The following is a 25,530-nucleotide window of genomic DNA, read 5'->3' as shown; positions in this document are numbered from 1 at the left end:
CCAGTGCCTGCCTATATTCAAAGGCATCGGCGCTGATGGACGTTCCCATGTCTTCACTTGATGCTCACCTGAGCCGCTTCACCCGTCTGGATCTGATTCGAGTGGCCACCCCGCTGGAAAAACTCGAACGCTTATCCACTCACATGGGGCGCGATATCTGGATCAAGCGCGATGATCTGACGCCGCTGGCCATGGGCGGCAACAAGGTACGTAAACTGGAATACCTGGCCGCCGATGCACTGCGCGCCGGTGCGGATACCCTGGTCACCGCCGGCGCCATTCAGTCCAATCATGTCCGCCAGACGGCCGCGCTGGCCGCCCGACTGGGGCTGAGTTGCACGGCGCTGGTGGAAAACCCTATCGACAGCGCTGACCACAACTATTTGACCAATGGCAATCGTTTGCTGCTCGACCTATTCAATGCCCAGGTCGAGCCAGTAGTTATGCTGGATGAGCCCGACGCGCAATTGCACACCTTCGCCGAACGGCTGCGCAGCAATGGCAAGCGCCCCTATGTGATCCCGGTGGGCGGCTCCAATGCGCTGGGCGCCCTGGGCTATGTCCGCGCCGGATTGGAACTCGCCGCACAGATCGCTGCCAGTGGCCAGTCCTTTGCCGCCCTGGTGCTGGCCTCCGGTAGTGCCGGTACCCATGCCGGCTTGGCCCTGGCGCTGGCGTATACGTTTCCGCAGCTGCCGGTCATCGGCGTTACCGTGTCGCGACGCACCGAAGAGCAGCAACCCAAGGTGCAAAGCCTGCTGGAACGTTGCGCCGCCCTGCTGGGCGTCGAGCTGCCGGCCCGTTGCCAGGTAACACTCTGGGACGACTATTTCATCCCGCGCTACGGTGAGCCTAACGAGGCCACGTGGGCCGCGATCCGCCTGCTGGCAGGTATGGAGGGCGTCCTGCTCGACCCCGTGTATACCGGCAAGGCCATGGACGGACTGTTGGATGGCATCGGCCTGCAGCGCTTCGCTGACGGCCCGTTGCTGTTCCTGCACACCGGCGGTGCCCCTGCGCTGTTCGCCTATCACCCCGCAGTACTCGACTGACTTCCTTTGGATGGAGTGCGCCATGAACCTGACCCTGTTTCGCGATTTCTTTCTCGTCCTGCTACTTGCCGCCGGCTTCGCCGGCCAGGCCAGTGCCGGCGAACTGCTCAAGCAGATCCAGGCCAACGGCCAGATCCGCGTCGGCCTGGAAGGCACCTACCCGCCGTTCAGCTTTCAGGATGCCAATGGCCAGCTGGATGGTTTCGAAGTCGAATTCGCCCGCGCACTGGCCAAGGAACTGGGTGTGGAGGCGCAACTGCAGCCGACCAAATGGGATGGCATCCTTGCGGCGCTGGAATCCAAACGACTGGATGTGGTGATCAACCAGGTCACCATCAGCGAGGAGCGCAAGCAGAAATACGATTTCTCCACGCCCTATACGGTTTCCGGGGTGCAGGCGCTGGTGCGCAAGGGGCAAGAAGCACAATTCGCCTCGCCGCAGGATCTGGCCGGCAAGAAGGTCGGCGTCGGCCTGGGCACCAACTATGAACAGTGGCTGCGGGAAAACGTTCCGCAAGCCGATGTCCGCACCTATGACGATGACCCCACCAAGTATCAGGACCTGCGGGTCGGCCGCATCGATGTCATTCTCATCGACCGCCTGGCCGCGTTCGAGCTGATCAAGCAGACCCGCGGCGACTTGGCCATAACTGGCGAACCCTTCGCACGGCAGGAAGCCGGAATTGCCCTGCGCAAAGGCGAGCCGGAATTGCTGGCCGCACTCAACCAAGCCATCGACACCTTGCGCGCCAATGGCACCCTGGCGACCTTGTCGAAGAAGTGGTTCGACGCTGACGTCACGCAATGATCGAGCCGTTGCAGCTGGTCTGGGATTCAGCGCCCTTTCTGCTTCGGGGCGCTGGCTACACCGTGTTTCTCAGCCTCGGCGGCATGTTCTTAGGGTTACTCCTCGGTTTTGTCCTGGCCTTGATGCGCCTGTCGCGCTTCAAGGCCCTGGCGTGGACTTCCCGCATCTACGTGTCGTTCATTCGCGGCACGCCGTTACTGGTGCAGCTGTTCATGATCTATTACGGGTTGCCGCAACTGGGCCTGCAACTCGATCCCCTCCCCTCGGCCTTGATCGGTTTTTCCCTGAATATGGCTGCGTATATCTCCGAGATTCTGCGCGGCGCCATCGCCTCGATCGATCGAGGCCAGTGGGAAGCGGCAGCCAGCATCGGCATGACCCCGGCACAGACCCTGCGCCGGGCAATCCTGCCTCAAGCCGCGCGCACTGCCTTGCCCCCGCTGGGCAACAGCTTCATCTCCCTGGTGAAAGATACCTCTCTGGCCGCCACCATCCAGGTGCCGGAGCTGTTTCGTCAGGCGCAACTGATCACCGCGCGCACCTTCGAAATTTTCACCATGTACCTGGCTGCCGCCGTGATCTACTGGGTGCTCGCCACCTGTCTCTCCAGCGTGCAGAACCGCCTGGAAGCCCGGGTCAACCGGCACAGTCGGGATACCTGACGCCATGATCGACGTGCATGGACTGAGCAAGAGCTTCAAGGGGCAGCAGGTACTCAAGGGCATCGACCTTAAGGTGGCGGCTGGTGAGGTGATAGCGATCATTGGCCCCAGTGGCTCGGGCAAAACGACGCTGCTGCGCTGCCTGAATCTGCTGGAAGTACCCGATGGCGGCAGTATTCGGGTAGGAAGCATTCAGATCGATGCCAATCGACCTCTCCACCGTCAGAAAGAACGGATCCGCACGCTGCGCCAGCATGTCGGTTTCGTCTTTCAGAACTTCAACCTGTTCCCGCACCGCACCGCGCTGGAAAACATCATGGAAGGCCCGCTGGTCGTCAAGAAAGAACCACGCAGCAGCGTTCTTGAACGTGCCCTTCAGTTGTTGGCAAAAGTCGGCTTGGCGGGCAAGGAAGACGCCTACCCGAGGAGCCTTTCCGGTGGGCAGCAGCAGCGCGTCGCTATCGCCCGTGCGCTAGCCATGCAACCCGATGTGATTCTGTTCGATGAGCCCACCTCAGCGCTGGACCCGGAACTGGTCGGCGAAGTGCTGGCGACCATTCGCGACCTGGCCGCTGAAAAACGCACCATGGTGATCGTCACCCATGAGATGAACTTTGCCCGCGACGTGGCCAACCGGGTGATCTTCATCGACCAGGGTGTCATCGTCGAGCAAGGCGAAGCCAAAGCCCTGTTCGCCTCTCCGCAGCACGCACGCACCCGCCAATTCCTGCACAAGTTCCTCGGCGATTCTTCGCACTGACCTTTTTGATACCCCGCCCACAACCTTTGGCACCGCCTTGGCGTGCATTGAACTTCATTCAGCACCCAATGCCTGAACATTGTGTCGATTTCATTGTGCAGCCTGGGTTAAGGAAAACCCTGTTCTGCCGTTAATAAGTAAAGGATGGCTGAAGCACAGTTTCATTACGCGGTGCGTCACACGCCATTCTCAAAAACTGCTTGCATGAGGCCGTAGGGATATGGACGCGAAGACTGCCAGTGAGATGCAACCCCGGCTGGGCGGCCCATGCCGTCAACTTGCCCTGATTGAAGACGTTAATATCGATGCACTGGTGCCTCCCGGCCGACGCGCAGTGATCCTAGCGGCTCACCCAGGCGATGAAGTGCTGGCCTGCGGCGGGCTTTTGCAGCTTCTCAGCCATCGCGGTCATGCCTTGCAGCTGATTTCCATCACCGATGGCCAGGCTGCGCCAAGCAGGCAGTCCTCGCCTGAAGGACACAGCGTGGCCTGTGCAATGGAAAGCACGGACTCGTTACGCCGTCTTGGCATTCCGCTGGTCCAGTTGAAAACCATACGCGGCCGTTTTCAGGCCGGCGACATCGAAAACCAAGAAAACGCCCTGCTGGATTTCCTGATGCGCCACCTGCGCCCCAATGATGTGGTCTTCTCACCCTGGCGTAGCGACAGTAGCGCAGACCATGAAGCGGTTGGCCGGGTCGCGCAAAGCTGCACGGTGTTACTCGGCGCCCAGCAAGTGGAAATGCCGCTCAATGCATGGCGCGGCACGTCAGTGGATGATCCGCGTATTCCCTGGTGGCGGGCCCGCAAGCTGGCACTCGACATTACGGCCTTGGCGCGCAAACGGCATGCCATGAATTCCCAGGCCAGTCATTGTCTGGCCCCCAAGACCGTCGACCGCAACACCAATGAACGCGAGCAGTTACAGCTGCATTGGGAGCTATTCTTCGTCTGAGCTTTTGCCTGCGCCAGGCAGTCTTTCCTTTTTCGCTTTCCCTTCTTACGTAGTGCGATCGTGGCTAACCCGCCTGGGGATCGAGCATGGCTGTCTTATTGCCATCTTCGCCAGGTGCCTTACCGACGATCAAACGCTAAACTGCGCGCCTTTTTAGATGCCGCCTTATGGAGAACACTATGAAACAGCCGTTGGATACAGGAATAACCCCCAGCGCCGAAAGCCTGAAGGGGCAAACAGGCATGGCCCGCATTCTGAAAGCGACGGGTTACTCGATGGCCGGACTCAAGGCAGCGTTCACCGGCGAAGCAGCATTTCGGCAATTGATCATGCTCAACCTGATTCTGATCCCCGTGGCCTTCTACCTGGACGTCAGCAAGGCAGAACGGGCGATATTGATCGCTGTGGTGTTTCTTGGCCTGATCGTGGAGATTCTCAATTCGGCCATCGAGGCGACAGTGGACCGTGTGTCCTTGGATATCCACCCGCTGGCCAAGCGCGCCAAGGACATGGGCAGCGGCGCGCAGTTTCTATCATTGTCGCTGATCGCGTTGATCTGGGCGGTCATTCTGTTCTGATTGACGCTCGTGTCGTTTATCCCCGCGATCACCACTGATCAACACTCCCGGAACTTCCTCACACTGACTCTCTCCATTGTGATGGAGACCGCCCCAACCTGCCGGGAGATGATCATGACTATCCATCCCGATATTCCCCAGCCGGACCCCATCGTCTATGACACGCCCAGTGACTATGGGCATTCGCCCAGCCATGAACCCATGGATGAAAGCCATCCCTGCGAACCCGGCAGTGGCAAGGTCAAGCCCAGTGAGGAACCGCTGAATTCCTGATTCCACGATCGCTTGATTGACTCTTTGTGATCGTGCGCACCCGCAAGGTGGGCCGTGATAGGTGCTCAACTTGTCGCTTGGGCATGCCTGTTAATCAGCCCTGCGATTCAGAAATCGTACCCATAGCGTGACCATCTCGGCCTACCTCACAGGCCCCCCCGCAGCAGCCACGGCTACAACCACCTATTTTCATTCATTTTTGTAAAACAGCCGAGAATGGGCGGAACCTTGTGTTGTGCACGATTGCCGGCACAGGACTTGCAGTAATGTTGTGGTTACGTCTTCGTGCTAAAGGTTCTATTTATAAAAAGGGAACTCATGAATAAAAGCCTTTCCATAAGTCTTTGCCTAGCAGCAGCGCTGCTGAGCGCCTGCGCGCTAGCCGAGCCCATCACCATCAAGTTCGCCCATGTGGTGACCGATAGTACGCCCAAGGGTCAAGGCGCGAGACTGTTCAAGGAGCTGGTGGAACAACGTCTCGGCGATCAAGTGCGCGTCGAGGTATACGCCAACTCCAGCCTCTACGGCGATGCTGACGAAATGGAGGCGTTGCGCGAGAACAAGGTGCAGCTGCTCGCCCCTTCGTTGGCCAAATTCGAGACCTATACACCGCAACTGCAGGTGTTTGACCTGCCTTTCCTGTTCGATGACCTGGCGGCGGTAGACCGTTTTCAGCGTCGTGCCAAGGGGCGTCAACTACTGCAATCAATGGCTGATCACAATATCGTCGGACTGGCGTATTGGCACAACGGCATGAAACAGCTCTCGGCCATCCGTGCGTTACGCACGCCCCAGGATGCAAGAGACTTAAATTTCCGCATTCAACATTCCGCCGTATTGGAAGCACAGTTTCAGCAGCTCGGCGCAAAAACTTCCAAACTACCGTTTTCCAGCGTGTATACCGCCCTCAAGAGCGGTCAGGTACAAGGGGCGGAAAATCCCTGGTCGAATATCTACAGCCAGAAATTCCATGAAGTGCAGCCCTACATCATCGAAACCAACCACGGCGTGCTGGACTACATGCTGGTGAGCAACTCCCGCTTCTGGTATTCAATTCCTCATCACATCCGCGTCGAGCTGGAAGGGATCATCGATGAGGTGACCTATGCCGTGAACCAGCAGGCTGCTGAGCTCAACATCGGCTACCGCCAGAAAATCCAGCAATCCGGCTACAGCCAGGTACTGCAACTTAGCAGCGCCGAACGGCAAGCCTGGCGCGAGGCAATGGAGCCCGTCTGGCGTCACTTCGAGACCCAGATCGGCACGGACATCATCAAGGCCGCTCGCGCGGCCAATCGCAAGCCGCAATAAGCCATAGCCTGGCATGGAAGCCGGGCCGCAGGGCTGAGCCATAACTGCCCCATCCATCCTCATCCCGCGGGCGGAGCGGAACTATTCGTCTTGCGCCAGGTTGCGACTCTCCCAACCGCCTCCCAGCGCAGCAATCAAACGCACGCTGGCGCTGAGCCGACTTCCCAAAAGTGTCAGGTTGTTGCGCTCATTGTTGAGTGCGCTGGCCTGAACGTTGACCACACTGTTGAAATCCACCGTACCGGCGCGGTACTGGTTCTCGATCAGGCGCAGGGATTCGCGGGCAGCCTCCATCGCTTGTTGCTGTAATGCTTGCTCGGTTTCCAGCACGCGCAATTGCACCAGCGCATCTTCCACCTCACGAAACGCATCCAGCACCGTTTGCCGATACTGCGCAACGGTCTGTTCCCAGGCCGCTTCGCTGCGCTCAAGCTCGGCACGCCGGGAGCCTCCATCGAAAATCTGTGCCGCCAATGCCGGTCCCAGCGACCAGTAGCGATTCGGCAGGCTGATCCAGTCGGCGAAACTGCTGCTGCGATAGCCACCGCTGGCCGACAGGCTCAAGTCCGGAAACCAGGCGCCTTTCGCCACGCCAATCTGCGCGTTGGCGGCAATCACGCCGCGCTCAGCTGAAGCAATGTCGGGTCGTCGTTCCAGCAAGTGCGAAGGCAGCGCTGGAGGAATGACCGGCAATGGCGGAATCTGTTCGCTGGGAGTAATGGCGAACCCGGCGGGTGGCGCACCGGTGAGCACAGCCATGGCGTGCTCCAACTGGGCGCGCTGCCACTCCAGGTCCACGGCTTGGGCCTGGGTGCTTCTCAGCTGGGTCAGCGCCTGGGTCACGTCGGATTTGGGCACGATGCCCGCGCGGTACTGGTTTTCGGTCAGGCGCAGCGAACGCTGGTAAGCATCGACCGTGGCGTCGAGTAGCCGCTTCTGCTCATCGAGCACACGCAGTTGCAGGTAGTTCTGCACCAGCTCCGCCTGCAAACTGAGCTGCGCCGCCGCCAGGTCCGCCTGGCTGGCTTCGGCGCTGGCGCGGCTGGCTTCCAGACCTCGACGCAGGCGACCCCAGACATCCAGCTCCCAGCTCAGCCCGAGGTTGGCATCGAAAACCTCCCCGGGACCCGCTCTGAGCTGCGTATCGCTAAGTTGCGTGCTGCGGCTGCCAGAGGACGCGCGGCTCACGCCAACCCCGGCGGACAGGATGGGAAAGAACGCCGCCCGCGCACCGCGTACCAATGCTCGCGCCTGACGGTACTGGGCTTCAGCCACGGCCAGGTTCTGGTTAGACACATTCAGCTGGGATACCAGCGCATTGAGTTGAGGATCGCCATACAGCTCCCACCAGGCACCCCGTTCCAGGGCGTCGCTGGGCGCGGCGGGCTTCCAACCTTCGACCTGACGAAAGTGCGCAGGCGTTTCCACTTCCGGACGCTGATAATCCGGGCCGATGGCGCAGCCTGTCAGCAGGGCAACAATGACAAACAAGGGGCTCAGGGCAAATGCGTTCATAACACCCGATTCAGTTTTAGGGGCTTGGCGAAAGGAAAGTTTCATAACAGCCGCTCCAGTGCCGCATCACTGCGCGCACCGCGCCGACGGTTGAAGCGGTGGCGCAGGTGATCAAAGAACAGATAAACCACCGGCGTGCTGTACAAGGTCAGCACTTGGCTGAGCAACAGACCGCCAACAATGGCCAGGCCCAGTGGCTGGCGCATTTCCGCGCCTTCGGCCATGCCCAGCAGCAGCGGCAAGGCGCCGAGGATCGCGGCCAGTGTAGTCATCAGGATGGGGCGAAAACGCTGCAGGCAGGCGCGGCGGATCGAGTCCTCGGGACTCAGGCCTTCCGTGCGCTCCAGCTCCAACGCCAGATCGATCATCAAAATGGCGTTTTTCTTGACCACGCCAATCAAGAGGAACAATCCGAGCAGCGAGATAAGGCTGAACTGCCCGCCCGTCAACTGGATGGCCAGCAAGGCACCAACACCGGCCGAGGGCAGCGTTGACAGGATGGTCAGCGGATGGATATAGCTCTCGTAGAGCACGCCGAGCACGATATACACCACCAGCAGCGCGCCAAGAATCATCAGCGGCTGAGCCTCCTGGGTCTGCTGCATGGCGCCGGCCGTACCACCCAGCAGGCCTTGCACCTCGGTTGGCAGGCCAACCCGCGCCACCGCTTGTTGAATCGCCAGGTTGGCTTCATCGGCGCTGTAGCCCGGCGCGATGGAGTAGCCGATGCTTTCCGCGGCAAACTGCCCGCGGTGGTGCACCCGGTCCTCTTCCAGGCTGCGTTCCCAGCGGGCCAGCATGGACAGCGGGACCCGTGCGCCCTCGGCAGCAATCAGCTGGACCTGATCCAGCGCCTCGGGGTACTGGGCATAACGCGGGTCGATCTCCATCACCACGCTGTACTGGTTGAGGCTGTCGTAGATGGTGGAAATCTGCCGCTGGCTGAAGGCGTTATTGAGCACCCCGGTGATCATCGCCATGTCCACGCCGAGGCGCTTGGCGATTTCGCGGTCGATCACCAGGCTGATCTGCTGGGCACCCTCGCCTTCGCTGGCGTCGATGTCGGTGAGCTGCGGCAGCGCCCGCAATGCGTCGCGCACCCTGGGCAGCCAGGTGCGCAGATCGTCCAGATCGCCAGCCAGCAGGGTGTATTCGTTGTCTGTGGCGCGGCCCTGACGGCCGCCGAATTGCAGGTCCTGATCGACCATCAGGAAGATCCGCCCGCCGGGAATCTTCGGCAGGCTGTTACGCAGCCGATCGACCACCTGCTGGGCGCCGATGCGCCGTTCGGCAATGGGCTTGAGGCGCACGATCATGAACGCGTTATTGATCCCGCCACTGCCGCCGATGAAGCCGGCCACGCTTTCCACCGCCGGATCGGTCAGCAGTGCCTGGCGGTAGCGTTCCATCTTCGGCTGCATGACCTGGAACGACAGGCCATCATCGCCACGGATAAAGCCGACCAGTTGGCCGGTGTCCTGCTGCGGCATGAAGGTCTTGGGCACGTCGATGTACAGGTAAACGTTCAACGCAATGGTCGCCAGCAAACCAACCAGCATCAGTCGGGCATGGGCCAGCGCCCAATCCAGGCTTCGCGCGTAACCACTCAGTACCCGTGCCTGCAGCCGTTGGCCACAGCGCGCCAAAGCGCCGGGCTCGTTCGCTTTGGCGGGTTTCAGCCAGCGCGCGCAGAGCATCGGCGTCAGGCTCAGCGACACCACCAGGGAAATCAGGATAGCCACGGCCAGAGTAATCGAGAACTCGCGGAACAGTCGCTCAACGATGCCACCCATGAAGAGGATGGACAGGAAGACCGCCACTAGCGAAGCGTTCATCGCCAGCAGCGTGAAACCCACCTCCTGCGCACCCTTGAGTGCTGCCGTCAGAGGCTTTTCGCCGTTCTCGATATGCCGAGAAATATTCTCAAGCACCACGATAGCATCGTCCACCACCAGTCCTGTCGCGACGATCAACGCCATTAGCGACAGGTTGTTCAGCGAGAAACCCAGCAGGTACATGGCGGCGAAACTGCCGACCAGCGACACCGGCACCGCCAGCGCCGGAATCAGCGCCGCCCGCCAACGGCCCAGAAACGCGAACACCACCAAAATCACCAGCGCCACGGCAATCAGCAGCGTGCGTTCGGCTTCGTGCAGGGTGGCGCGGATCACCGAGGAGCGCTCCATGGCAACCTCCAGCTCCACGCTGGCGGGTATGACCTCGCGCAACGCCGGCAGCAACCCGTTGATCGCGCCGATGGTTTCCAGGATGTTGGCGCCGGCCTGGCGATTGACCACCACCAGCACCGCCTCCTGGTCGTTGTAGAAGCCGCTGTTGTAGCGATCCTCCACCCCATCGCTGACCCGAGCCACATCGCCCAGCCGCAAGGCGGCGCCGTCCTGATAACGAATCACCAGCGAGCGGTAGTCGGCGGCCTTGTCGAGCTGATCGTTGGCTTGAATCTGCCAGTGCCGGTCATCATCCGAAACCGCACCCTTGGGTCGCTGGGCATTGGCGGCACTGATGGTCTGGCGCACTTCGTCCAGGGCTACGCCGTACTGGTCGAGCAGGCGTGGCTGCAATTCGACGCGCACCGCAGGCAGCGAGCTGCCGCCCACCTGCACCTCGCCCACGCCGGCCACCTGGGACAACTTCTGACCGATGATCGATGAAGCGACATCGTAGAGCTCGCCCTTGCCAAGCATATTGGAGGTCAGCGACAGCACCATGATCGGCGCCTGGGACGGATTGATCTTGCGGTAGGTGGGCATGCTGCGCATGCCGCTGGGCAGCTGGTTGCGCGCCGCGTTGATGGCAGCCTGCACCTCGCGGGCGGCAGCGTCGATGTCGCGGTCCAGATCGAAAAGGATCGTGATGCGCGTGTTGCCCTGGCTGCTGCGGCTGGTCATCTCGCTGATCCCGGCGATGCCGCCCAGCGAGCGTTCCAGCGGCGTGGCCACGGTGGCGGCCATGATCTGCGGACTGGCGCCGGGCAGGTTGGCCTGCACAGTGATCGCCGGAAAATCCATCTGCGGCAGCGGCGAGACCGGCAACAACCCGAAGCTCAACGCACCGACCAACAGGATCGCCACACTGAGCAACAGCGTGGCAACCGGGCGGACGATGAAGGGCGCTGACAAATTCATGAGCGGCAGCCACAAGCGGCAAGCGGCAAGCCGCAAGACAAAAGCACCGAGGTGCAGGCGCGCGACAATCCGGCGTTCGCCCCTAGCTTGCCGCTTGAAGCTTGAAGCTTGCAGTTCATACCACCGCCACCCCTGCCGCACTGCGCCCCATGAATCGGCGGCTGAGGCGGTCGAAGTACAGGTAGATCACCGGCGTGGTGAACAATGTGAGCACCTGGCTGAGTAACAGGCCGCCGACCAGAACCAGGCCCAGAGGCTGACGTAATTCGGCACCGGAACCCGTGGCCAGCATCAGCGGCACAGCGCCAAACAAGGCCGCCAAGGTAGTCATCAGGATCGGCCGGAAGCGCAGCAAGGCGGCCTGATGGATAGCCGCCTGCGGGTCCATGCCCTGATGGCGTTCGGCTTCCAGGGCGAAGTCGATCATCATGATGGCGTTTTTCTTGACGATACCAATCAGCAGGATGATGCCGATGATGGCAATCAGGCTCAGGTCGTTGCCCGAGAGCAGCAAGGCCAGTAAGGCGCCGACCGCAGCGGAAGGCAGCGTGGACAGAATGGTGATCGGGTGGATATAGCTCTCGTAGAGTACGCCGAGCACGATGTACATGGTTGCCACGGCGGCGATAATCAGCAGCAAGGTACTCGATAGCGAAGCGCGAAACGCTTCAGCCGCGCCCTGGAACTGGCTGACGATGCCACCGGGCAGGCCAATCTCCTGCTCGATCCGCTCGATGACGTCCACCGCTTCGCCCAGCGATACGCCCGGCGCCAGGTTGAAGGACAGAGTCACCGCCGGGAATTGGCCGATATGGTTGACCAACAGCGGCGTGGCGCGCTCCTCGATGCTCGCTAGGGAGGACAATGGCACCTGCCCTCCCGCAGCAGTGGCCACATGTACCTGACGTAGCGCTGCCGGACCGAGACGATCGGCGGCCTGGGTTTCCAGCACCACGCGGTACTGGCTGGCCTGGGTATAGATGGTCGAGATCTGCCGCTGACCGAAAGCGTCATAGAGCGCGTTGTCGATGTCAGTGACGCTCACTCCGAGGCGTGCGGCAGCATCACGGTCGATGTTGAGGTACACCTGCAGGCCACGGTTCTGGAGATCGCTGGCCACGTCGCGCAGCTCCGGCTGCTGACTCAGCGCCTCCACCAATCGGGGCGTCCATTGCCGCAGCAGCTCGTCTTCCGGTGACTCCAGGGTGAACTGGAACTGCGTGCGGCTGACCCGATCTTCAATGGTCAGGTCCTGTACCGGTTGCAGGTACAGCTCGATGCCCGGGATCTGCGCCAGACCCGAGCGCAAGCGGTCGATCACCTGGCTGGCGGTGACGTCGCGCTCGGCATGGGGTTTGAGATTGATCAGCAGGCGACCGCTGTTCAAGGTGGCGTTATCACCGTCGACACCGATGTAAGAAGACAGGCTGGCCACCGCTGGGTCCTCAAGGATCACCGCCGACAGGCGCTGCTGGCGCTCGCTCATGGCGCGGAACGAAATGCTTTGCGGCGCCTCGGAAATGCCCTGAATCACACCAGTGTCCTGCACCGGGAAAAAACCCTTGGGCACAATCACATACAGCAGCACGGTCAGCCCCAGAGTGGCGATGGCGATCAGCAGGGTCAGCGGCTGGTGACGCAGAACCCACTGCAGGCCAACGTCGTAACGGGCAATCAGCCCATCGATCCAGGCGCCGCTGGCACGGTAGAAGCGGCTTTGCTCTTCCTCGCGTTCATGCTTGAGAAACAAGGCGCACATCATTGGCGTCAGGGTCAGCGACACCACCAGGGAAATTAGGATGGCCACCGCCAGGGTGATGGCGAATTCCCGGAACAACCGGCCGACCACATCGGCCATGAACAGCAGCGGAATCAGCACGGCGATCAACGAGAAGGTCAGCGAGATCAGCGTAAAGCCGATTTGCTTGGCACCCTTGAGTGCCGCCTGTAACGGCGTCTCGCCCTCCTCCAGGTGACGGGCGATGTTCTCCAGCATAACGATGGCGTCGTCGACCACGAAGCCGGCAGCCACGGTCAGGGCCATCAGCGTCAGGTTGTTGATCGAGAAACCGGCCAGGTACATGAAGCCGAAGGTGCCGATCAGCGACAGCGGCACGGCAATTGACGGGATCACCGTGGCCGACAGTTTGCGCAGGAACAGGAAGGTCACCAGCACCACCAGCGCGACGGCAAGCATCAGCTCGAACTGCACGTCCTTGACCGCCGCGCGGATGGTCTGGGTACGGTCGGTAAGCACCATGACGTCGAGATTGGCCGGCAGGCTGGCGGTAATTTGCGGCAGCAGCTCCTGAATCCGATCGACCACCTCGATGACGTTGGCGCCCGGCTGACGTTGGATGTTCACCAACACCGCGGCGTTCTGGTTGGCCCAGGCAGCCAGGCGCTCGTTCTCGGCACCGTCGTGAATGGTCGCCACATCCTTGAGGCGCAAGGCGGCGCCATTCTGATACGTGAGGATCAGTTGCTGGTATTCCTCGACGGATTTGAGCTGGTCGTTGGCATCCAATTGGGACACCCGCGTCGGGCCGTCGAAGTTGCCCTTGGGCTGGTTGACGTTGGAACTGGTGATCAGCGCACGCACATCGGAGAGGTTCAGGCCGTAAGCGGCCAGCGCCTCGGGATTGACCCGGATACGCACCGCCGGGCGCTGCCCGCCGGCCAGGCTGACCAGGCCGACGCCGCTGATCTGCGCCAGTTTTTGCGCCATGCGCGTGTCCACCAGATCATTGACCTGGGGCAGCGGCATGCTGGGAGAGCTGATCGCCAGCGTCATTACTGGGGTATCCGCCGGGTTGACCTTGTTGTACACCGGCGGGGCCGGCAGATCGTTGGGCAGCAGGTTGCTGGCCGCGTTGATCGCCGCCTGGACCTCCTGTTCGGCGACGTCCAGGTTCACCTCCAGCGTGAAGCGCAGGGTAATCACCGAGGCGCCACCGGAACTGGTCGAGGACATCTGCGAAAGGCCCGGCATCTGCCCGAACTGGCGCTCCAGCGGGGCGGTCACCGCACTGGTCATCACCTCGGGGCTGGCGCCCGGATACAACGTCATGACGCGGATGGTCGGGTAATCCACCTCGGGCAAGGCCGAAACCGGCAACAGCCGGTAAGCGATCACCCCGCTGAGGAAGATCGCCACCATGATCAGCGTGGTGGCGACCGGACGAAGAATGAAGGACCGCGAGATGTTCATGCGTTGGGTGCTGCGGAATGGGTTACCTGGGCCGGGGTGTCGGAAATCACCTCCACCACCGAACCGTTGCGCAGGCGGTCGGTGCCTTCCAGCACCAGGCGCTCACCGGGCTCGACGCCACTTTCCACCAGCGTGGTTGCGCCGTCGCTGAGTCCGACTCGCACATCGCGCAGTTGTACCTTGTCGCCCTCGCCCACCACATACACGAAGGTGCCGCGCGAGCCGTACTGCAAGGCGGCGGAAGGAATCAGCAAGGCCTGCTCGCGGGTGCTGACGCGCAGGCGGACATTGACGAACTGATTGGGGAACAGACGCTGATCGGCATTTTCGAACCGTGCCTTGAGGCGCAGGGTGCCGGTAGCGGTGTCGATCTGGTTGTCCAGACTGTGCAACTGCCCCTCGGTCAGAAGGTTGCGCTCGCTGCGATCCCAGGCTTCCACCTGCAGCTCGCGGCCGTTGCGCAATTGTTCAAGCACTTGCGGCACGTCGCCCTCCGGCAAGGTGAAACTCACCGCAATAGGTTGGGTCTGGGTAATGCTCACCAGCACGGTGCTGTCATTACTGGCCAGCAAGTTGCCGATATCGACCTGGCGCAGGCCGAGACGCCCGGGAATGGGTGCGCGGATTTCGGTGAATTGCAGATTCAGGCGTGCCTCTTCCACCGCCGCCTGATTGGCCTTGATCTGCCCCTGATACTGGGCCACCAGTGCCTGCTGGGTATCCAGGGTCTGCTTGGCAATGGAGTCTTCGGCATACAGTCCCTGATAGCGGGACAGATCGATTTCAGCGTTTTTCAATTGCGCGCGAGTCTGCTGCAACTGCCCTTCTGCGAGACGCAGCGCAGTCTGGTAAGGGCGTGGATCGATCACCGCCAGCAGGTCGCCGGCCTCTACCTTCTGGCCTTCCTCAAACAACACCTTGACCAGTTCACCCCCGACGCGGGCACGCACATTGGCGGTGTTGTAAGCAGTAACAGTGCCCAGCGCCTTGAGCTCGACAGGAAAATCGCCACGGCTGACCTCGGCCACCCGCACCGGCACCGGACCGTTGAAACCGAAGCGGCCGCCCGGACCGGCAGGCGCCTTGCTGCCACTGCTCGGCCACAACCACCAGACCAGCGCGGCGGCCACCACAAGGGCCAGCACCCACCACCAACGGCGGAAAGAACGTGAAGAGGAAGACAGACTCGACTCGGACATGACGGGCAATCATCAACAAAGGAGTCAGCACGATAAGGACAAGCGGCAGACAAGCAAAGGAGATTTACCGCTCCTTTACCCCTAACAGCTAAAGGGTCGCCGTGATTTTGCTACTGGGGTGAATAGGTGCGGGTCGCGCTGGCTTTCCGAACGCAGTGGCTAGCCAGGCTCTTTGATCCACATCGGAGTCAGCCGGCTCACCTCGGGAGCGCCCGCCAGCAGCGGCTCGACGGCTTCGAGGTAAACGGCATAGTTGGGATGAGCCAGAAACGCCTCTGCTGCTTCCGGCGAGGCATAGCACTGGAAGGCACAGATCGAGTTCGGATCGGCATCATCGAAGCAGTAGAAATAGTCAGTATGCCCGGCGTTGGCTGCAATGGCGGGAGCCATGTGTTTCATCCATACAGCCCGTACCTCATCACGCTTGCCGGGACGGGTCTTGTGCCTGATAAACAACGCGGTCTGCGACATTTTGCAATCCTCGGTGTGCGGTGAAAGCGAAAAGCGGCCTGCGGAAGACTCCGCAGGCCGCAGGCACTTACAGCGCAGCCAGGGCAGACGTGTAATTGGGCTCCTGGCCGATTTCGCTGACCAGTTCGCTGTGCAGGACCTTGTCCTGCTCGTCCAGAACCACCACCGCACGGGCGGCCAGACCGGTCATCGGACCTTCGGCAATGGCGACGCCGTAGGTTTCCAGGAACTCGCGGCCACGCATGGTCGACAGGTTGACCACATTGTCCAGGCCTTCGGCGGCGCAGAAGCGCTTCTGGGCAAACGGCAGGTCGGCGGAGATGCACAGCACGACTGTATTGCTCAACTTGCCGGCTTCAACGTTGAATTTGCGCACACTGGTGGCGCAGGTCGGCGTGTCAACGCTCGGGAAGATATTCAGCACTTTGCGCTTGCCGGCAAAGCTGGCGAGGGTGACGTCGGCAAGATCCTGGCCCACCAGGGTGAACGCCGGCGCCTGCTGGCCAGCCTGCGGGAGGTTGCCGGAAACTTCGATGGGATTGCCACGCATGGTCACTTGAGTCATTGGATATATCCTTCTTGATGGGAATTGCTGACCTGCTATTTAAGCAGGTCCGGTAGACATCCGGACGACGAGCTTAACAGCCGCATTCGGTCTCCACAGCAGTAACCGCACGGATGATCGAAGCCGAGCCGGAGTATTGTTGGCCGCCTGGATCAGAAATCCCTTCGATAGAAGATATCCAGCGAGCTGGCCAGCCCGCTGGCTGCTTCCAAAAACACCCGGCGGCTCAAGCGGTAGCGCAGCGCCAGGGTATTGACTGGCTCGAACACGCCTACCCCGTAGCTCAGGCTCAGGCGATCGGAAATCCGCCCGCTGGCCACCACGCTGGTGCTGCCACCGCTACCTTCAGTTTCCAGCAGGAAATCCCTGATCCCCAGTTGGCGCGCGATATTGCCGGTGATGCCCGCACTGCCAGCCAATCCCAGCCCCAGAGCTGCCTGAGCAAGCAAGGCGCTGTCTCCCGTGTCGTCGTCACCACCCCCCAGCGGTCGCCCGAGAACCAAATAAGACAGGGCCTGCTCCTGGCTCATGGCCGGCTCGGAAAAAATCTGCGTGCGCGGCGCAGCGGCGCTGCCGCTGATTCTCAACCCGGCAATCACGTCATCAACCCGGCGAATGGCTTCGACATCCAGGAAAGGCTGATCGATGGGACCCACAAACAACAAGCGTGCCCGGCGAATGGTCAGGCGCTGACCATAGGCGCGGTAACGGCCTCGGTTCAAACTGAGCTCGCCACGAGTGTCGAGGTTGTCGCCGATATGAATGCCACCGGCCACCTCTGCGGTTAACCCAAAACCCGAAAAGCTTAGTTCTTCCTGGCCAACCACGACGTCGATATCCATGCGCAGGGGTAATGCTGCCTTCTGCTCCGGTGCTTCCTCGCCGACGATCACCGCATCCGAAGACAATTTCACGGTCGAAGGCGGCAATTCGCGGATGGTGATGGCGCCTCTGGGCACCTCCACCCTGCCGCTCAAGGACAACGCCTCATCCGTCATGGCAATACGCAGGTCAGGCGCCACTTCCAGCTCGGCGTAGGGGGCGATTACCACAGGTAAGCGGCTGCCCTGAATACTCACATCCACTTGCAGGGTTGGCTGCCACGCAATGCTGCCGCCGATACGGCCCTGCCCTTGGCTGCCGCTGCGCCAGTTGCCGTTCAGGCTCATCTGCTGGCCAGCAATGCGCGCCTGCACCTGCAAGTCTTCAATGGCCATGGGGAGCTCGCCGCCGGACACATGGCCGTCGGACAAGCGCACTGCGCCTTCAACCAGCGGCGCTTGCAGGCTGCCGGCGAGGCGGCCACTGCCGTTAATCTGTCCTTCCAGGCGCGCCACCTGCGGCACGAAGGGGCGCGCCACAGCCAGATTCAGCCCGCGCAGGGAGAAATCACCGCTCAGGGGTTTGATCTCCTGGCGCGGGTCAATACGCGCCTGCAACGTCAGCTCACCCAGCTGGCTGCCATCGAAACGCAGGTTCACGTCGACCTGTTCAGGCTTCAATTGGCTGTCCAGGCGCAACTGGCGATAGGGAAACTCCACCCATTTGTCCTGTTCGCGTTCAGGGTCGCGCAAGCGCAGGGTACCCTGCCCGGCATCGACCAGAATCCGCCCATTCGGGCCGCGGGCCGGCAGGTCCAATGCAACCTCGGCATTCAACTGCCCCTCCCACCGGAAATCGTCCGGCAACCAGGCCGCCAGGCTGTCGAGGGGGAAATCACGCAAACGGTAGCGAATCCGCGGATCCGGCATCAGCCGCTGCTCTTCGCCACACAAGCTGGCCGCCCCGGACCGCCAACAATGCGCCCCGACCGTCAACTGGCCATCGGCGAGGCGTTCGATCGGTGCGGCTTGCTGTAGTTGCCAGCGCTGTCCTGCGGCAGCGAGCAGCGCTTCACTGAGCTGACCCTGCCAGTGCCAGCCGCGCTCAGAATCACCTTCCAACTGGCCGGCCAGGTCGAGTTCGGCCTGTAGGTTTTCTCCGTCCAGGCGCAGGATCACGGCCTGTTCCTGTAGGTTTCCCTGGCCGCTCAGGATCAGCTCGCCCAGCTCGGTTTCGCCGGAGCGAATCCCCTGCGCCTGCACATTGAGATGGGCTCGCTGCTCCTGATCGAGGCGCGCCTTGAGGACCAGGCTGGCGATACGTTGCTCATCCAGACGCAATTGCTGGCCTTGCAGGTCCAGTCTGGCCTGCGGCACCTCGCGCGAACCGGCCAGGTCCAGGCGGCCATTGACGCTGCCGCGCAAGCCGGGCCACAGCTGGTTGAGTTTGCCCAGGGAGATATTCACCTGGCCTTGCAGTTGCTCATTCAGTCCGCCCTGCCCCTGGATACGGTTGTCGCCCAGGCGCAGATCCAGTCGTGGCAACTGCCAGAAAGGCCCCGCTGCGCTGGCCTCGAGCTGCAGCACCGTAGGCTGATCACGCAGCTGGCCCTGCAGCTGGATGCTCGCGTGCGCGTGCAGATCTTCTCCTTGCAGGCGACCTTCGCTGCGCAGCGGGCCGCCCAGCAGCCCCGGCAGTTCGGCAACCCAGTAGGACGGATCGAATTGCTCCAGCTGCAAGGCGGTTTTCCAACTGATGGTATCGGCGAAGCCCAGACTCAACTGCCCTTCGGCGCGGCCCTGCCCCGCCTGTACCTGTAGCGAGGGCAGATGCACTTGGGTCAGGTCGCCGCTGACCGGGCTGGCCACGCTGAAGGGCCCCGCCGGCCCCTGCAGCTGAGCATCAAAATGGCCCAGGTAATTGCCGTCGCGGTAATGCACCTGGGCGTGCAACTGCTCCAGGTCCACCGGCGGCTCGTCCATGGGATACAGCCGCAACCAGGGGAAGGCCTGCCAGTCCAGTGTCGCATCAGCAACAAATCCTTCCTGCCAGTCCAGCTGGCCCTCGAGTTGCACGTGCTGTTGCTCACCGGCGTCCAGGCGCAGTGCCTCGATAGTCGCCCCTTGGGCCGTTACCCGGCCGGCAAGGCGCAGCTCCATCGGCGCCTCGCGGGCGGGCAGGCGCGCCGAACCATTGATGCGGTAGCCGGCCTGCAGATCCCCCTCCGCCTGCAGGTTGAGTCGATCGAGCGTCAGGGTGTCGGGCAACGCCGTGCTCGCTTTGAAACCGTCGGCGCGTAAACGCAGGGTGGCTGGAAGATTTTCTACCAATGGCTGCACATCGCCTTCGAGCCGCCCTTGCAGATAGCCCGTGCTGTTGACGATCACCTGCAAATTTCTTTGCAGCTCGCCACGGGCTTGCAGCGTCAGCGACCAGTCGCGTCCATCCGGCGCGGGCAACTTTAGTGTGCCGGACGTCGTCAGGGGCCAGTTTCCTTGCGGGTCGAGTTGCCCCTGCAGAACCAGCTGCAGCTCATCACGTCGTACGCGCAGGCTGTCGATGCGCAGCCCGGTCGCGGTCCAGTGGGCGTTGAGTTGCAGGTCGCGCAACTGCTCCTGGCCATTGAGCACCAGGCGATCAATGCGCGCGTTGGTCACCTGTATGGCTAGTGGCAGGCGCAGGGTCGGCAGCGACAGCGGGCCGCTGTCTTCGGAGGGCTCACCGGGCGGGAAGTCGAGAATAACCTCTTCGGCCGACAACTCCTTGATGCACAGCCTCAGGCGCAATAAACAGCGTGGCGACCAGTTGAAGCCCGGCGCCACCACCTCGACACGGCTTTCGCCCTGCTGCCAGGTCAGCTGTTCGGCGCGCCACTGGGTCGCCAGTCGGCCCTCGAACCCTTGCATGCTCAGGCCCGGCACTCGCGTCATCAGCCAACGGCTGCCCGCCTCGCTGCCCAGCAGTATCGCCAAGGCCACTACCAGCAAGGCAATAACCGCCAGCAGACCCATCAAGGTCCATTTCACGCCCGTCCTCACAACTCCGGCCCCATGGAAAAGTGCAGGCGTACGCCCTTTTCGCCATCCAAAGGCGTGGCCAGGTCCAGGCGCAATGGTCCGACCGGGGATACCCAGCGAATACCGAAGCCAACACCCGTCATCAGCGACGGCAACTCCAGCGAATTGAATGAATTGCCCTGGTCGACAAAGGTCGCCAGGCGCCAGGTGGGGGTCAGTGAATATTGATACTCGGCGCTGACAGCGACCATGTAGCGGCCGCCAATGCGATCGCCCTGGGAGTTGGTGGGCGACAGGCTCTGGTAGTCGTAGCCGCGTACGCTCTGGTCACCCCCGGCGAAGAAGCGCAGCGAGGGCGGCACCGTGGTGTAGTCGTCGGTCCAGCTGCCGCCAAGCTGCACGCGTCCGAGCAGGCGATGGCGGTCAGCCAAGGTGGTGAGGCCCCGCAACCCCGCCTCGCCGTGCACCAGGCTGGCATCTGAAAGAATGCCTTCCTGGGCTGCGGAGACCTCGAACTGCACACGATAGCCTCGGCTGGGATCGAGCCGATTGTCGCTGTTCAGGTAGGAATAACCGATGCCCGGCATCAACAGGGTACTGATTCCTGAGTCATCGCCCAGGCGGTATTCTTCATGTTGCCACTTCAGCGAAATCACCCGCTGCCAGCCGTTCGGGCGCAGGCTGTGCCATTCCGGCCCGACGGTCAGCAAGCGGCTCAGGCTGTCAGTATCGGCCAATTCTTCATACTGATAACCGCCGGCCAGACGCAACTTGTCGGTCAGCGGTTTATCGCCGGGCATGTCATACCACAGGCCGATGTTTTGCCGTGGGGCAGACAATTCGGTTTCCACCCCGTAGCTGTGTCCCTGAGGATTGCGCCAGTGACGCGTCCAGTTGAAGCGTCCACGCGGGCCCACGTCGGTGGAGTAACCCAGACCGACACCAAAAGTGCGCGGTTTGCGCGTGGTCAATTGCACATCGATGGGCATCACGCCGCCCTGCGCCGTGGCCGGTGTGGCGTCGACCCGCACACTTTCGAAGTAGCCACTGGACTGCAAATTCAGGTGCAGCTCGGCAATCAGCTCGCTGTCGTAAGGCGTGGCGGGCTCGAACGGCACCATGCGTCGCAGCAGCTCATCATCGAAGGGCGAATCGCCACTGAAGCTGACGTCGCCAAAACGGTAACGCTCGCCGCTCTGGTAGATCAGCTCGATGTCGGCGTAACCTTCTGCCGGGTCGATCTGCAGTTGCTGACGGTCGAAGCGGCCGGAAAAATAGCCATAGCGCGCGGCCTGGCTCTCGATGCGGCTTTTGACGCTTTCATAGTTTCCATGGTGCAGCTGCTGGCCAGGCCGCAGCTCGGAAAGATCCGGCAAGGTAAAGGTGCGTTGTTGCGCAGCCGGCCCCTCGATGCGCACGGTAACGTTGCGCAAGGTTACCGGCTCTCCCCGTTCAATGCGTACCGTCAGCCTGGGTGTTGCGCTGTCACTCACTTCGGTCGTAATCCGCGTCTGGTAATAACCGAGGGCCTCGGCAGCCTGACGGGCCTGAGCGGCGGCGGTGCGGCTGCGTTGTAGCAGCGCGGCGCGGTCCAGGTCTTCCAGCTCACCGATATAGCCTTCGACGTTTTCCTTGAGGGCGGCATTATTCGGCGTGACACGCACACGCAATTGGTCGGCAAATATCGGCGCTGCCAGCAGAAACAGCAGCACGCCGAAGCCTTTTCTACGAATCGACATGGCCGCGCATGCTAACACGAGGTTTATGGGGCCCCTCTAACCAAATGTGGGCATTGGGGCTCATCCTTGCGAACTGGACAGCACGTGTGGACTGGCATGGAAAAAGACCTGTTCACGAATCGGCCCAAGCGCCACTTCGCCAATATTCTGATAGCCGTGGCCCCGGAAAAACTCCAGGTTACGGTTGTTGCTAGTAGACAGCACAATGCCCCGCGAGTGGGCATCCTGGGCACACCAGTCATGCACTGCAGCAAGCATTTGCTCGCCGTAGTGCTGACCCTGCTGGCTGGGCTGAATGCCGAGCAGCGGCAGCAGGTGAAACGCATCCGACGGCACACAGGCCATGACCGCCTCGTGATAGTCCAGGTAGCGCCGGGTGGAACGAAAGCCTGCGGTGAGCAGCATGCGCAGCCGCCAGGGCCAGCTTTCAGTGACCTCCAGGCGCCGTTGGGGCGGTGAAATCAAGGCCACGCCAATCAGGCGATCATCGAGCATCAGCCCCAGCGCAGGACGCTGTTCACCGACGTGCTTGCGCATCAATTCGCGAATCGTCGCGCGCAGCCGATGGTCATAACCGGGACGATCGGCTTCGAACAGGTACCTGAAGGTGGGATCATCGCGGTAGGCGTGATACAGCAGCGAACTGGCTTCGGGGCCATAGCCGCGGTCAAGTGCGCACACGTTGGCAGGTCTGGCGGGCTGGCTTCCGGGCATGGAGGTCTCCCCCTTGTCGTTATGGTTGGTAGTCGGCAAAAGGACGGTAGCCGGTCGCCATGGACACTGCCATGGCAGGGTCTATTGATGCTTCATCGCGACCGCGCCGGAGCCTGTCCGCGAGGCAAGGCACGAGGCGCAAAGTTTGGTCATTCCAAATGAGCGACGAGAAACGCTGCATCGCGGAAAAACAGGCCCGGCCCATGGGGTTGCGCGAAAAATCTCGCCATGCGGTGTTGTGGGACTTGGCAAGGGAACAACCATTGCCTGCGTCCCACGCCTAGCCTGGCGAGATTTTGCGCAGCAACGCGGCTTGCGATGAAGCATCAATAGACCCTAGCATCGCAGTTTTCTCAGGACCTGCCGCAATGAAGTTGGTTTCGTTCAATATCAATGGTCTGCGCGCTCGCCCGCATCAGCTGGCGGCCCTGATCGACAAGCACCAGCCCGACGTGATCGGTCTGCAAGAGACCAAAGTCTCCGATGAGCAGTTCCCTCTCGCCGATGTACAGGCACTGGGCTATCACGTGCACTACCACGGCCAGAAAGGCCATTACGGTGTGGCCCTGCTCTCGCGTCAGGCGCCGCTGGAGGTCTACAAGGGCTTTCCTACCGATGGCGAAGAATCCCAGCGGCGCTGGATCGGCGGCCGTTTCGCCACCGCCGACGGACAGACCATCCATGTTTTCAACGGGTACTTCCCACAGGGCGAAAGCCGCAATCACCCGGTGAAGTTTCCAGCCAAAACGCAGTTTTATGCCGACCTGCAGCGTCTGATGGAAGAGCGATTCCAGCCGCAAGAAGCGGTGGTGGTAATGGGCGATTTCAATATCTCCCCCCAAGATTGCGACATCGGCATCGGTGCTGAGAATGCCAAGCGCTGGCTGCGCACCGGCAAATGCAGCTTTCTGCCTGAAGAGCGCGAGTGGCTGGAGCGTTTGAAGGGCTGGGGTCTGGTGGACAGCTTCCGCCACTTGTATCCGGAGGTTAATGATCGCTTCAGCTGGTTCGATTACCGCAGCCGCGGTTTTGAAGACGTACCCAAGCGCGGCCTGCGCATCGACCTGATCCTCGCCTCGCTGGGCTTACAGGAGCGGATCAAGGACGCCGGCATCGACTATGAACTGCGCGGCATGGAAAAACCGTCTGATCATGCACCGGTCTGGCTGGAAATTATCTAGGTTCCGACCGAAAAGGACCTGTTCGGCAATTGCGATAGAACGTCACATGATTGACACATTACGAATCTAGCCTGCGCGGCATTATTTACACGGAAAAGTAACCATGCCGCGCGCTGTCGCACACCGATTCGGACGTCTCACCCACACGTTTTGTGTATCCCTCGCGCTGTGCGGCTGTGTACTACCCAGCGTGGTACAGGCCGAAAGCCCAACCGAGACCGTCCTGCGTATCCAGGGCTCCAACACCATTGGCGCCAAGCTGGCTCCGGCGCTGGTCGAAGGGTTGTTTCAACGACAGGGATTACGAGGCATCCGTACTGTGCAGGGGGCCCGCGCGAACGAACAGCGCGTGGTCGCCTACACCCCCCAGGGGCGGCTGGTGCAAGTCGTCATCGCCGCCCACGGCTCCAGTACCGGTTTCACCGCCTTGCACTCCCATACGGCCGAATTGGCCGCTTCCTCCCGCCCGGTCAAAGACAGCGAGGTCGCAGCTCTGGCGGCTTTCGGCGATCTGCGCTCCGCCAGTGCCGAACAGGTGATCGCCATCGATGGCCTGGCGATCATCGTGCATCCAAAGAACCCCCTTCAGCATCTGGATACGAAGCAACTGGCCGCAGTGTTTGCCGGCGAGCTGAACAACTGGAGCGCAGTGGGTGGTGCCCCTGCTCCAATCACTCTGTATGCCCGCGATGACCAATCCGGCACCTACGACACGTTCAAGGAGCTGGTGCTCAATGCCGATGGCCGCACGCTGGGGCCGGCTGCCCAGCGCTTCAAGTCCAATGACCGCCTCGCCCAAGCGGTGCTGGCTGACCGTCACGGTATCGGCTTTGTCGGCCTGGCATCGGTCGGCCAAAGCAAGGCGCTGTTGATTTCCAACGGTGAAGGCCTTCCCCTGCCGCCCAACGCCAACACTCTCGCCACCGAGGACTATCCGCTGTCCCGGCGTTTGTTCATTTACAACCTGCCAGGCGAGCAAAACCCGTGGGCCCAGCGATTAATCGACTTCGCGCATGGCCCGCAAGGTCAGGCCATCGTGGAAAATGTCGGTTTCATTTCCCAGAACGTGCGCACCATGCGCATCACGCCCAGCGAACAGATGCCCGTTGCCTACCGGCAGCTGGCGCGTCAAGCGCAGCGTCTATCAGTGAATTTTCGTTTCCAGGAAGGCAGCGCCCAGCTGGACAACAAGGCGCTGCGCGATATCGATCGGGTACGCGAGTACCTGCGCGCCCACGAGATGTCGGGAAGCCAGGTGACATTGGTGGGGTTTGGCGATGCCAAGAACAACGCGCAGCGTGCCGACCTGCTGTCGCGACTGCGCGCCATGGCTGTGCGTCGAGAATTGCGCAGGAATGGCGTCGTTATCAGCAGTATTGTCGGCATCGGCGATGAAATGCCGGTGGCAGCGAACGACCTGGAAGACAGTCGCCTGAAGAATCGACGCGTGGAGGTCTGGGTCAACCGAGCCTTCGGCAACGATCTGTTACCTGAACCCATTGCCGTGACGCCTTGAGAGGCATAGCCTATATGGGTTGTGACGCCGGGCCC

At 61.6% G+C, this 25,530-nt stretch carries 19 protein-coding genes; 10 read left to right on the top strand and 9 right to left on the bottom strand.

Translation table 11 applies throughout. The annotated features are described in order from the left end of the window. Nucleotides 1-47 precede the first annotated feature (47 nt). The 8 genes from ACTV8E_RS05380 (at nt 48) to ACTV8E_RS05345 (ending at nt 6,399) form a co-directional block, all read left to right on the top strand. A complete protein-coding gene (locus tag ACTV8E_RS05380) occupies nt 48-1,052 on the top strand; it encodes a D-cysteine desulfhydrase (protein WP_443198771.1) in 1,005 nt (334 codons plus the stop codon). Between the two features lie 22 nt (nt 1,053-1,074). Beyond that, nucleotides 1,075-1,860 carry a cystine ABC transporter substrate-binding protein gene (gene tcyJ, locus ACTV8E_RS05375; protein ID WP_273535144.1) on the top strand — a complete coding sequence of 262 codons (786 nt, stop codon included), beginning with the start codon at nt 1,075-1,077 and terminating at the stop codon, nt 1,858-1,860. Further along, entirely contained in the window at nt 1,857-2,522 is a 666-nt protein-coding gene (tcyL, locus tag ACTV8E_RS05370; protein ID WP_251836010.1) for a cystine ABC transporter permease, read from the top strand. The genes tcyJ and tcyL overlap by 4 nt, the downstream gene beginning before the upstream one ends. 4 nt (nt 2,523-2,526) lie before the next feature. Next, complete coding sequence (gene tcyN, locus ACTV8E_RS05365) at nt 2,527-3,282, top strand: L-cystine ABC transporter ATP-binding protein TcyN (protein ID WP_443198770.1); 756 nt, start codon at nt 2,527-2,529, stop codon at nt 3,280-3,282. A gap of 220 nt (nt 3,283-3,502) precedes the next feature. Then, nucleotides 3,503-4,237 carry a PIG-L deacetylase family protein gene (locus tag ACTV8E_RS05360; RefSeq protein WP_443198769.1) on the top strand — a complete coding sequence of 245 codons (735 nt, stop codon included), beginning with the start codon at nt 3,503-3,505 and terminating at the stop codon, nt 4,235-4,237. Nucleotides 4,238-4,416: 179 nt separating this feature from the next. After that, on the top strand, nt 4,417-4,815 hold the full coding sequence (locus ACTV8E_RS05355) for a diacylglycerol kinase (protein WP_443198768.1): 399 nt from the start codon (nt 4,417-4,419) through the stop codon (nt 4,813-4,815). A gap of 114 nt (nt 4,816-4,929) precedes the next feature. Continuing rightward, nucleotides 4,930-5,088, top strand: a complete 159-nt coding sequence (locus ACTV8E_RS05350) for a hypothetical protein (RefSeq protein WP_251836014.1) — start codon at nt 4,930-4,932, stop codon at nt 5,086-5,088. 318 nt (nt 5,089-5,406) lie between these two features. Then, nucleotides 5,407-6,399, top strand: coding sequence for a TRAP transporter substrate-binding protein (locus tag ACTV8E_RS05345; protein ID WP_443198767.1), 993 nt, complete (start codon nt 5,407-5,409; stop codon nt 6,397-6,399). An 81-nt stretch (nt 6,400-6,480) separates the two neighbouring features. On the opposite strand, the gene ACTV8E_RS05340 is transcribed toward ACTV8E_RS05345, so the two are convergent. The 9 genes from ACTV8E_RS05340 to ACTV8E_RS05300 form a co-directional block, all read right to left on the bottom strand. After that, a complete protein-coding gene (locus ACTV8E_RS05340; RefSeq protein WP_443198766.1) occupies nt 6,481-7,914 on the bottom strand; it encodes an efflux transporter outer membrane subunit in 1,434 nt (477 codons plus the stop codon). Nucleotides 7,915-7,955: 41 nt separating this feature from the next. Beyond that, nucleotides 7,956-11,060 carry an efflux RND transporter permease subunit gene (locus ACTV8E_RS05335; protein WP_443198765.1) on the bottom strand — a complete coding sequence of 1,035 codons (3,105 nt, stop codon included), beginning with the start codon at nt 11,058-11,060 and terminating at the stop codon, nt 7,956-7,958. A gap of 115 nt (nt 11,061-11,175) precedes the next feature. Then, nucleotides 11,176-14,271 (bottom strand): MdtB/MuxB family multidrug efflux RND transporter permease subunit, encoded by a 3,096-nt coding sequence (locus tag ACTV8E_RS05330; RefSeq protein ID WP_443198764.1) that lies wholly within the window; start codon nt 14,269-14,271, stop codon nt 11,176-11,178. Then, a complete protein-coding gene (locus tag ACTV8E_RS05325; RefSeq protein ID WP_443198763.1) occupies nt 14,268-15,470 on the bottom strand; it encodes an MdtA/MuxA family multidrug efflux RND transporter periplasmic adaptor subunit in 1,203 nt (400 codons plus the stop codon). Before ACTV8E_RS05325 ends, ACTV8E_RS05330 begins: the two co-directional genes overlap by 4 nt. Before the next feature lie 159 nt (nt 15,471-15,629). Continuing rightward, the gene (locus ACTV8E_RS05320) at nt 15,630-15,941 is read right to left on the bottom strand and encodes a putative quinol monooxygenase (RefSeq protein ID WP_251836020.1); all 312 of its coding nucleotides are present in this window, start codon (nt 15,939-15,941) and stop codon (nt 15,630-15,632) included. Nucleotides 15,942-16,008: 67 nt separating this feature from the next. Then, entirely contained in the window at nt 16,009-16,506 is a 498-nt protein-coding gene (gene tpx, locus ACTV8E_RS05315) for a thiol peroxidase (protein WP_251836021.1), read from the bottom strand. Between the two features lie 152 nt (nt 16,507-16,658). Continuing rightward, on the bottom strand, nt 16,659-20,339 hold the full coding sequence (locus tag ACTV8E_RS05310) for a translocation/assembly module TamB domain-containing protein (protein ID WP_443198975.1): 3,681 nt from the start codon (nt 20,337-20,339) through the stop codon (nt 16,659-16,661). A 23-nt stretch (nt 20,340-20,362) separates the two neighbouring features. After that, nucleotides 20,363-22,084: an autotransporter assembly complex protein TamA gene (locus tag ACTV8E_RS05305; protein ID WP_443198762.1), complete on the bottom strand. Its 1,722-nt coding sequence runs from the start codon at nt 22,082-22,084 to the stop codon at nt 20,363-20,365. A gap of 60 nt (nt 22,085-22,144) precedes the next feature. Then, nucleotides 22,145-22,798: a GNAT family N-acetyltransferase gene (locus tag ACTV8E_RS05300; RefSeq protein ID WP_273535151.1), complete on the bottom strand. Its 654-nt coding sequence runs from the start codon at nt 22,796-22,798 to the stop codon at nt 22,145-22,147. A 368-nt stretch (nt 22,799-23,166) separates the two neighbouring features. On the opposite strand from ACTV8E_RS05300, the gene xthA reads away from it, so the two are divergent. Beyond that, on the top strand, nt 23,167-23,979 hold the full coding sequence (gene xthA / locus ACTV8E_RS05295) for an exodeoxyribonuclease III (protein WP_443198761.1): 813 nt from the start codon (nt 23,167-23,169) through the stop codon (nt 23,977-23,979). A 103-nt stretch (nt 23,980-24,082) separates the two neighbouring features. Continuing rightward, nucleotides 24,083-25,495 carry a substrate-binding domain-containing protein gene (locus ACTV8E_RS05290; RefSeq protein WP_443198760.1) on the top strand — a complete coding sequence of 471 codons (1,413 nt, stop codon included), beginning with the start codon at nt 24,083-24,085 and terminating at the stop codon, nt 25,493-25,495. Nucleotides 25,496-25,530: the final 35 nt, after the last annotated feature.

This window comes from Pseudomonas sp. B392_1p (assembly GCF_052245235.1).
GTDB lineage: Bacteria > Pseudomonadota > Gammaproteobacteria > Pseudomonadales > Pseudomonadaceae > Serpens > Serpens gallinarum.
Note: the sequence above shows the minus strand (reverse complement) of the source record. Positions and strands in the feature narration are given on the sequence as shown.

Coding starts and splice junctions, on each gene's coding strand:
- ACTV8E_RS05380 (WP_443198771.1), top strand. CDS start 48: ATGTCTTCACTTGATGCTCACCTGAGCCGCTTCACCCGTCTGGATCTG.
- tcyJ (WP_273535144.1), top strand. CDS start 1,075: ATGAACCTGACCCTGTTTCGCGATTTCTTTCTCGTCCTGCTACTTGCC.
- tcyL (WP_251836010.1), top strand. CDS start 1,857: ATGATCGAGCCGTTGCAGCTGGTCTGGGATTCAGCGCCCTTTCTGCTT.
- tcyN (WP_443198770.1), top strand. CDS start 2,527: ATGATCGACGTGCATGGACTGAGCAAGAGCTTCAAGGGGCAGCAGGTA.
- ACTV8E_RS05360 (WP_443198769.1), top strand. CDS start 3,503: ATGGACGCGAAGACTGCCAGTGAGATGCAACCCCGGCTGGGCGGCCCA.
- ACTV8E_RS05355 (WP_443198768.1), top strand. CDS start 4,417: ATGAAACAGCCGTTGGATACAGGAATAACCCCCAGCGCCGAAAGCCTG.
- ACTV8E_RS05350 (WP_251836014.1), top strand. CDS start 4,930: ATGACTATCCATCCCGATATTCCCCAGCCGGACCCCATCGTCTATGAC.
- ACTV8E_RS05345 (WP_443198767.1), top strand. CDS start 5,407: ATGAATAAAAGCCTTTCCATAAGTCTTTGCCTAGCAGCAGCGCTGCTG.
- ACTV8E_RS05340 (WP_443198766.1), bottom strand. CDS start 7,914: ATGAACGCATTTGCCCTGAGCCCCTTGTTTGTCATTGTTGCCCTGCTG.
- ACTV8E_RS05335 (WP_443198765.1), bottom strand. CDS start 11,060: ATGAATTTGTCAGCGCCCTTCATCGTCCGCCCGGTTGCCACGCTGTTG.
- ACTV8E_RS05330 (WP_443198764.1), bottom strand. CDS start 14,271: ATGAACATCTCGCGGTCCTTCATTCTTCGTCCGGTCGCCACCACGCTG.
- ACTV8E_RS05325 (WP_443198763.1), bottom strand. CDS start 15,470: ATGTCCGAGTCGAGTCTGTCTTCCTCTTCACGTTCTTTCCGCCGTTGG.
- ACTV8E_RS05320 (WP_251836020.1), bottom strand. CDS start 15,941: ATGTCGCAGACCGCGTTGTTTATCAGGCACAAGACCCGTCCCGGCAAG.
- tpx (WP_251836021.1), bottom strand. CDS start 16,506: ATGACTCAAGTGACCATGCGTGGCAATCCCATCGAAGTTTCCGGCAAC.
- ACTV8E_RS05310 (WP_443198975.1), bottom strand. CDS start 20,339: ATGGGTCTGCTGGCGGTTATTGCCTTGCTGGTAGTGGCCTTGGCGATA.
- ACTV8E_RS05305 (WP_443198762.1), bottom strand. CDS start 22,084: ATGTCGATTCGTAGAAAAGGCTTCGGCGTGCTGCTGTTTCTGCTGGCA.
- ACTV8E_RS05300 (WP_273535151.1), bottom strand. CDS start 22,798: ATGCCCGGAAGCCAGCCCGCCAGACCTGCCAACGTGTGCGCACTTGAC.
- xthA (WP_443198761.1), top strand. CDS start 23,167: ATGAAGTTGGTTTCGTTCAATATCAATGGTCTGCGCGCTCGCCCGCAT.
- ACTV8E_RS05290 (WP_443198760.1), top strand. CDS start 24,083: ATGCCGCGCGCTGTCGCACACCGATTCGGACGTCTCACCCACACGTTT.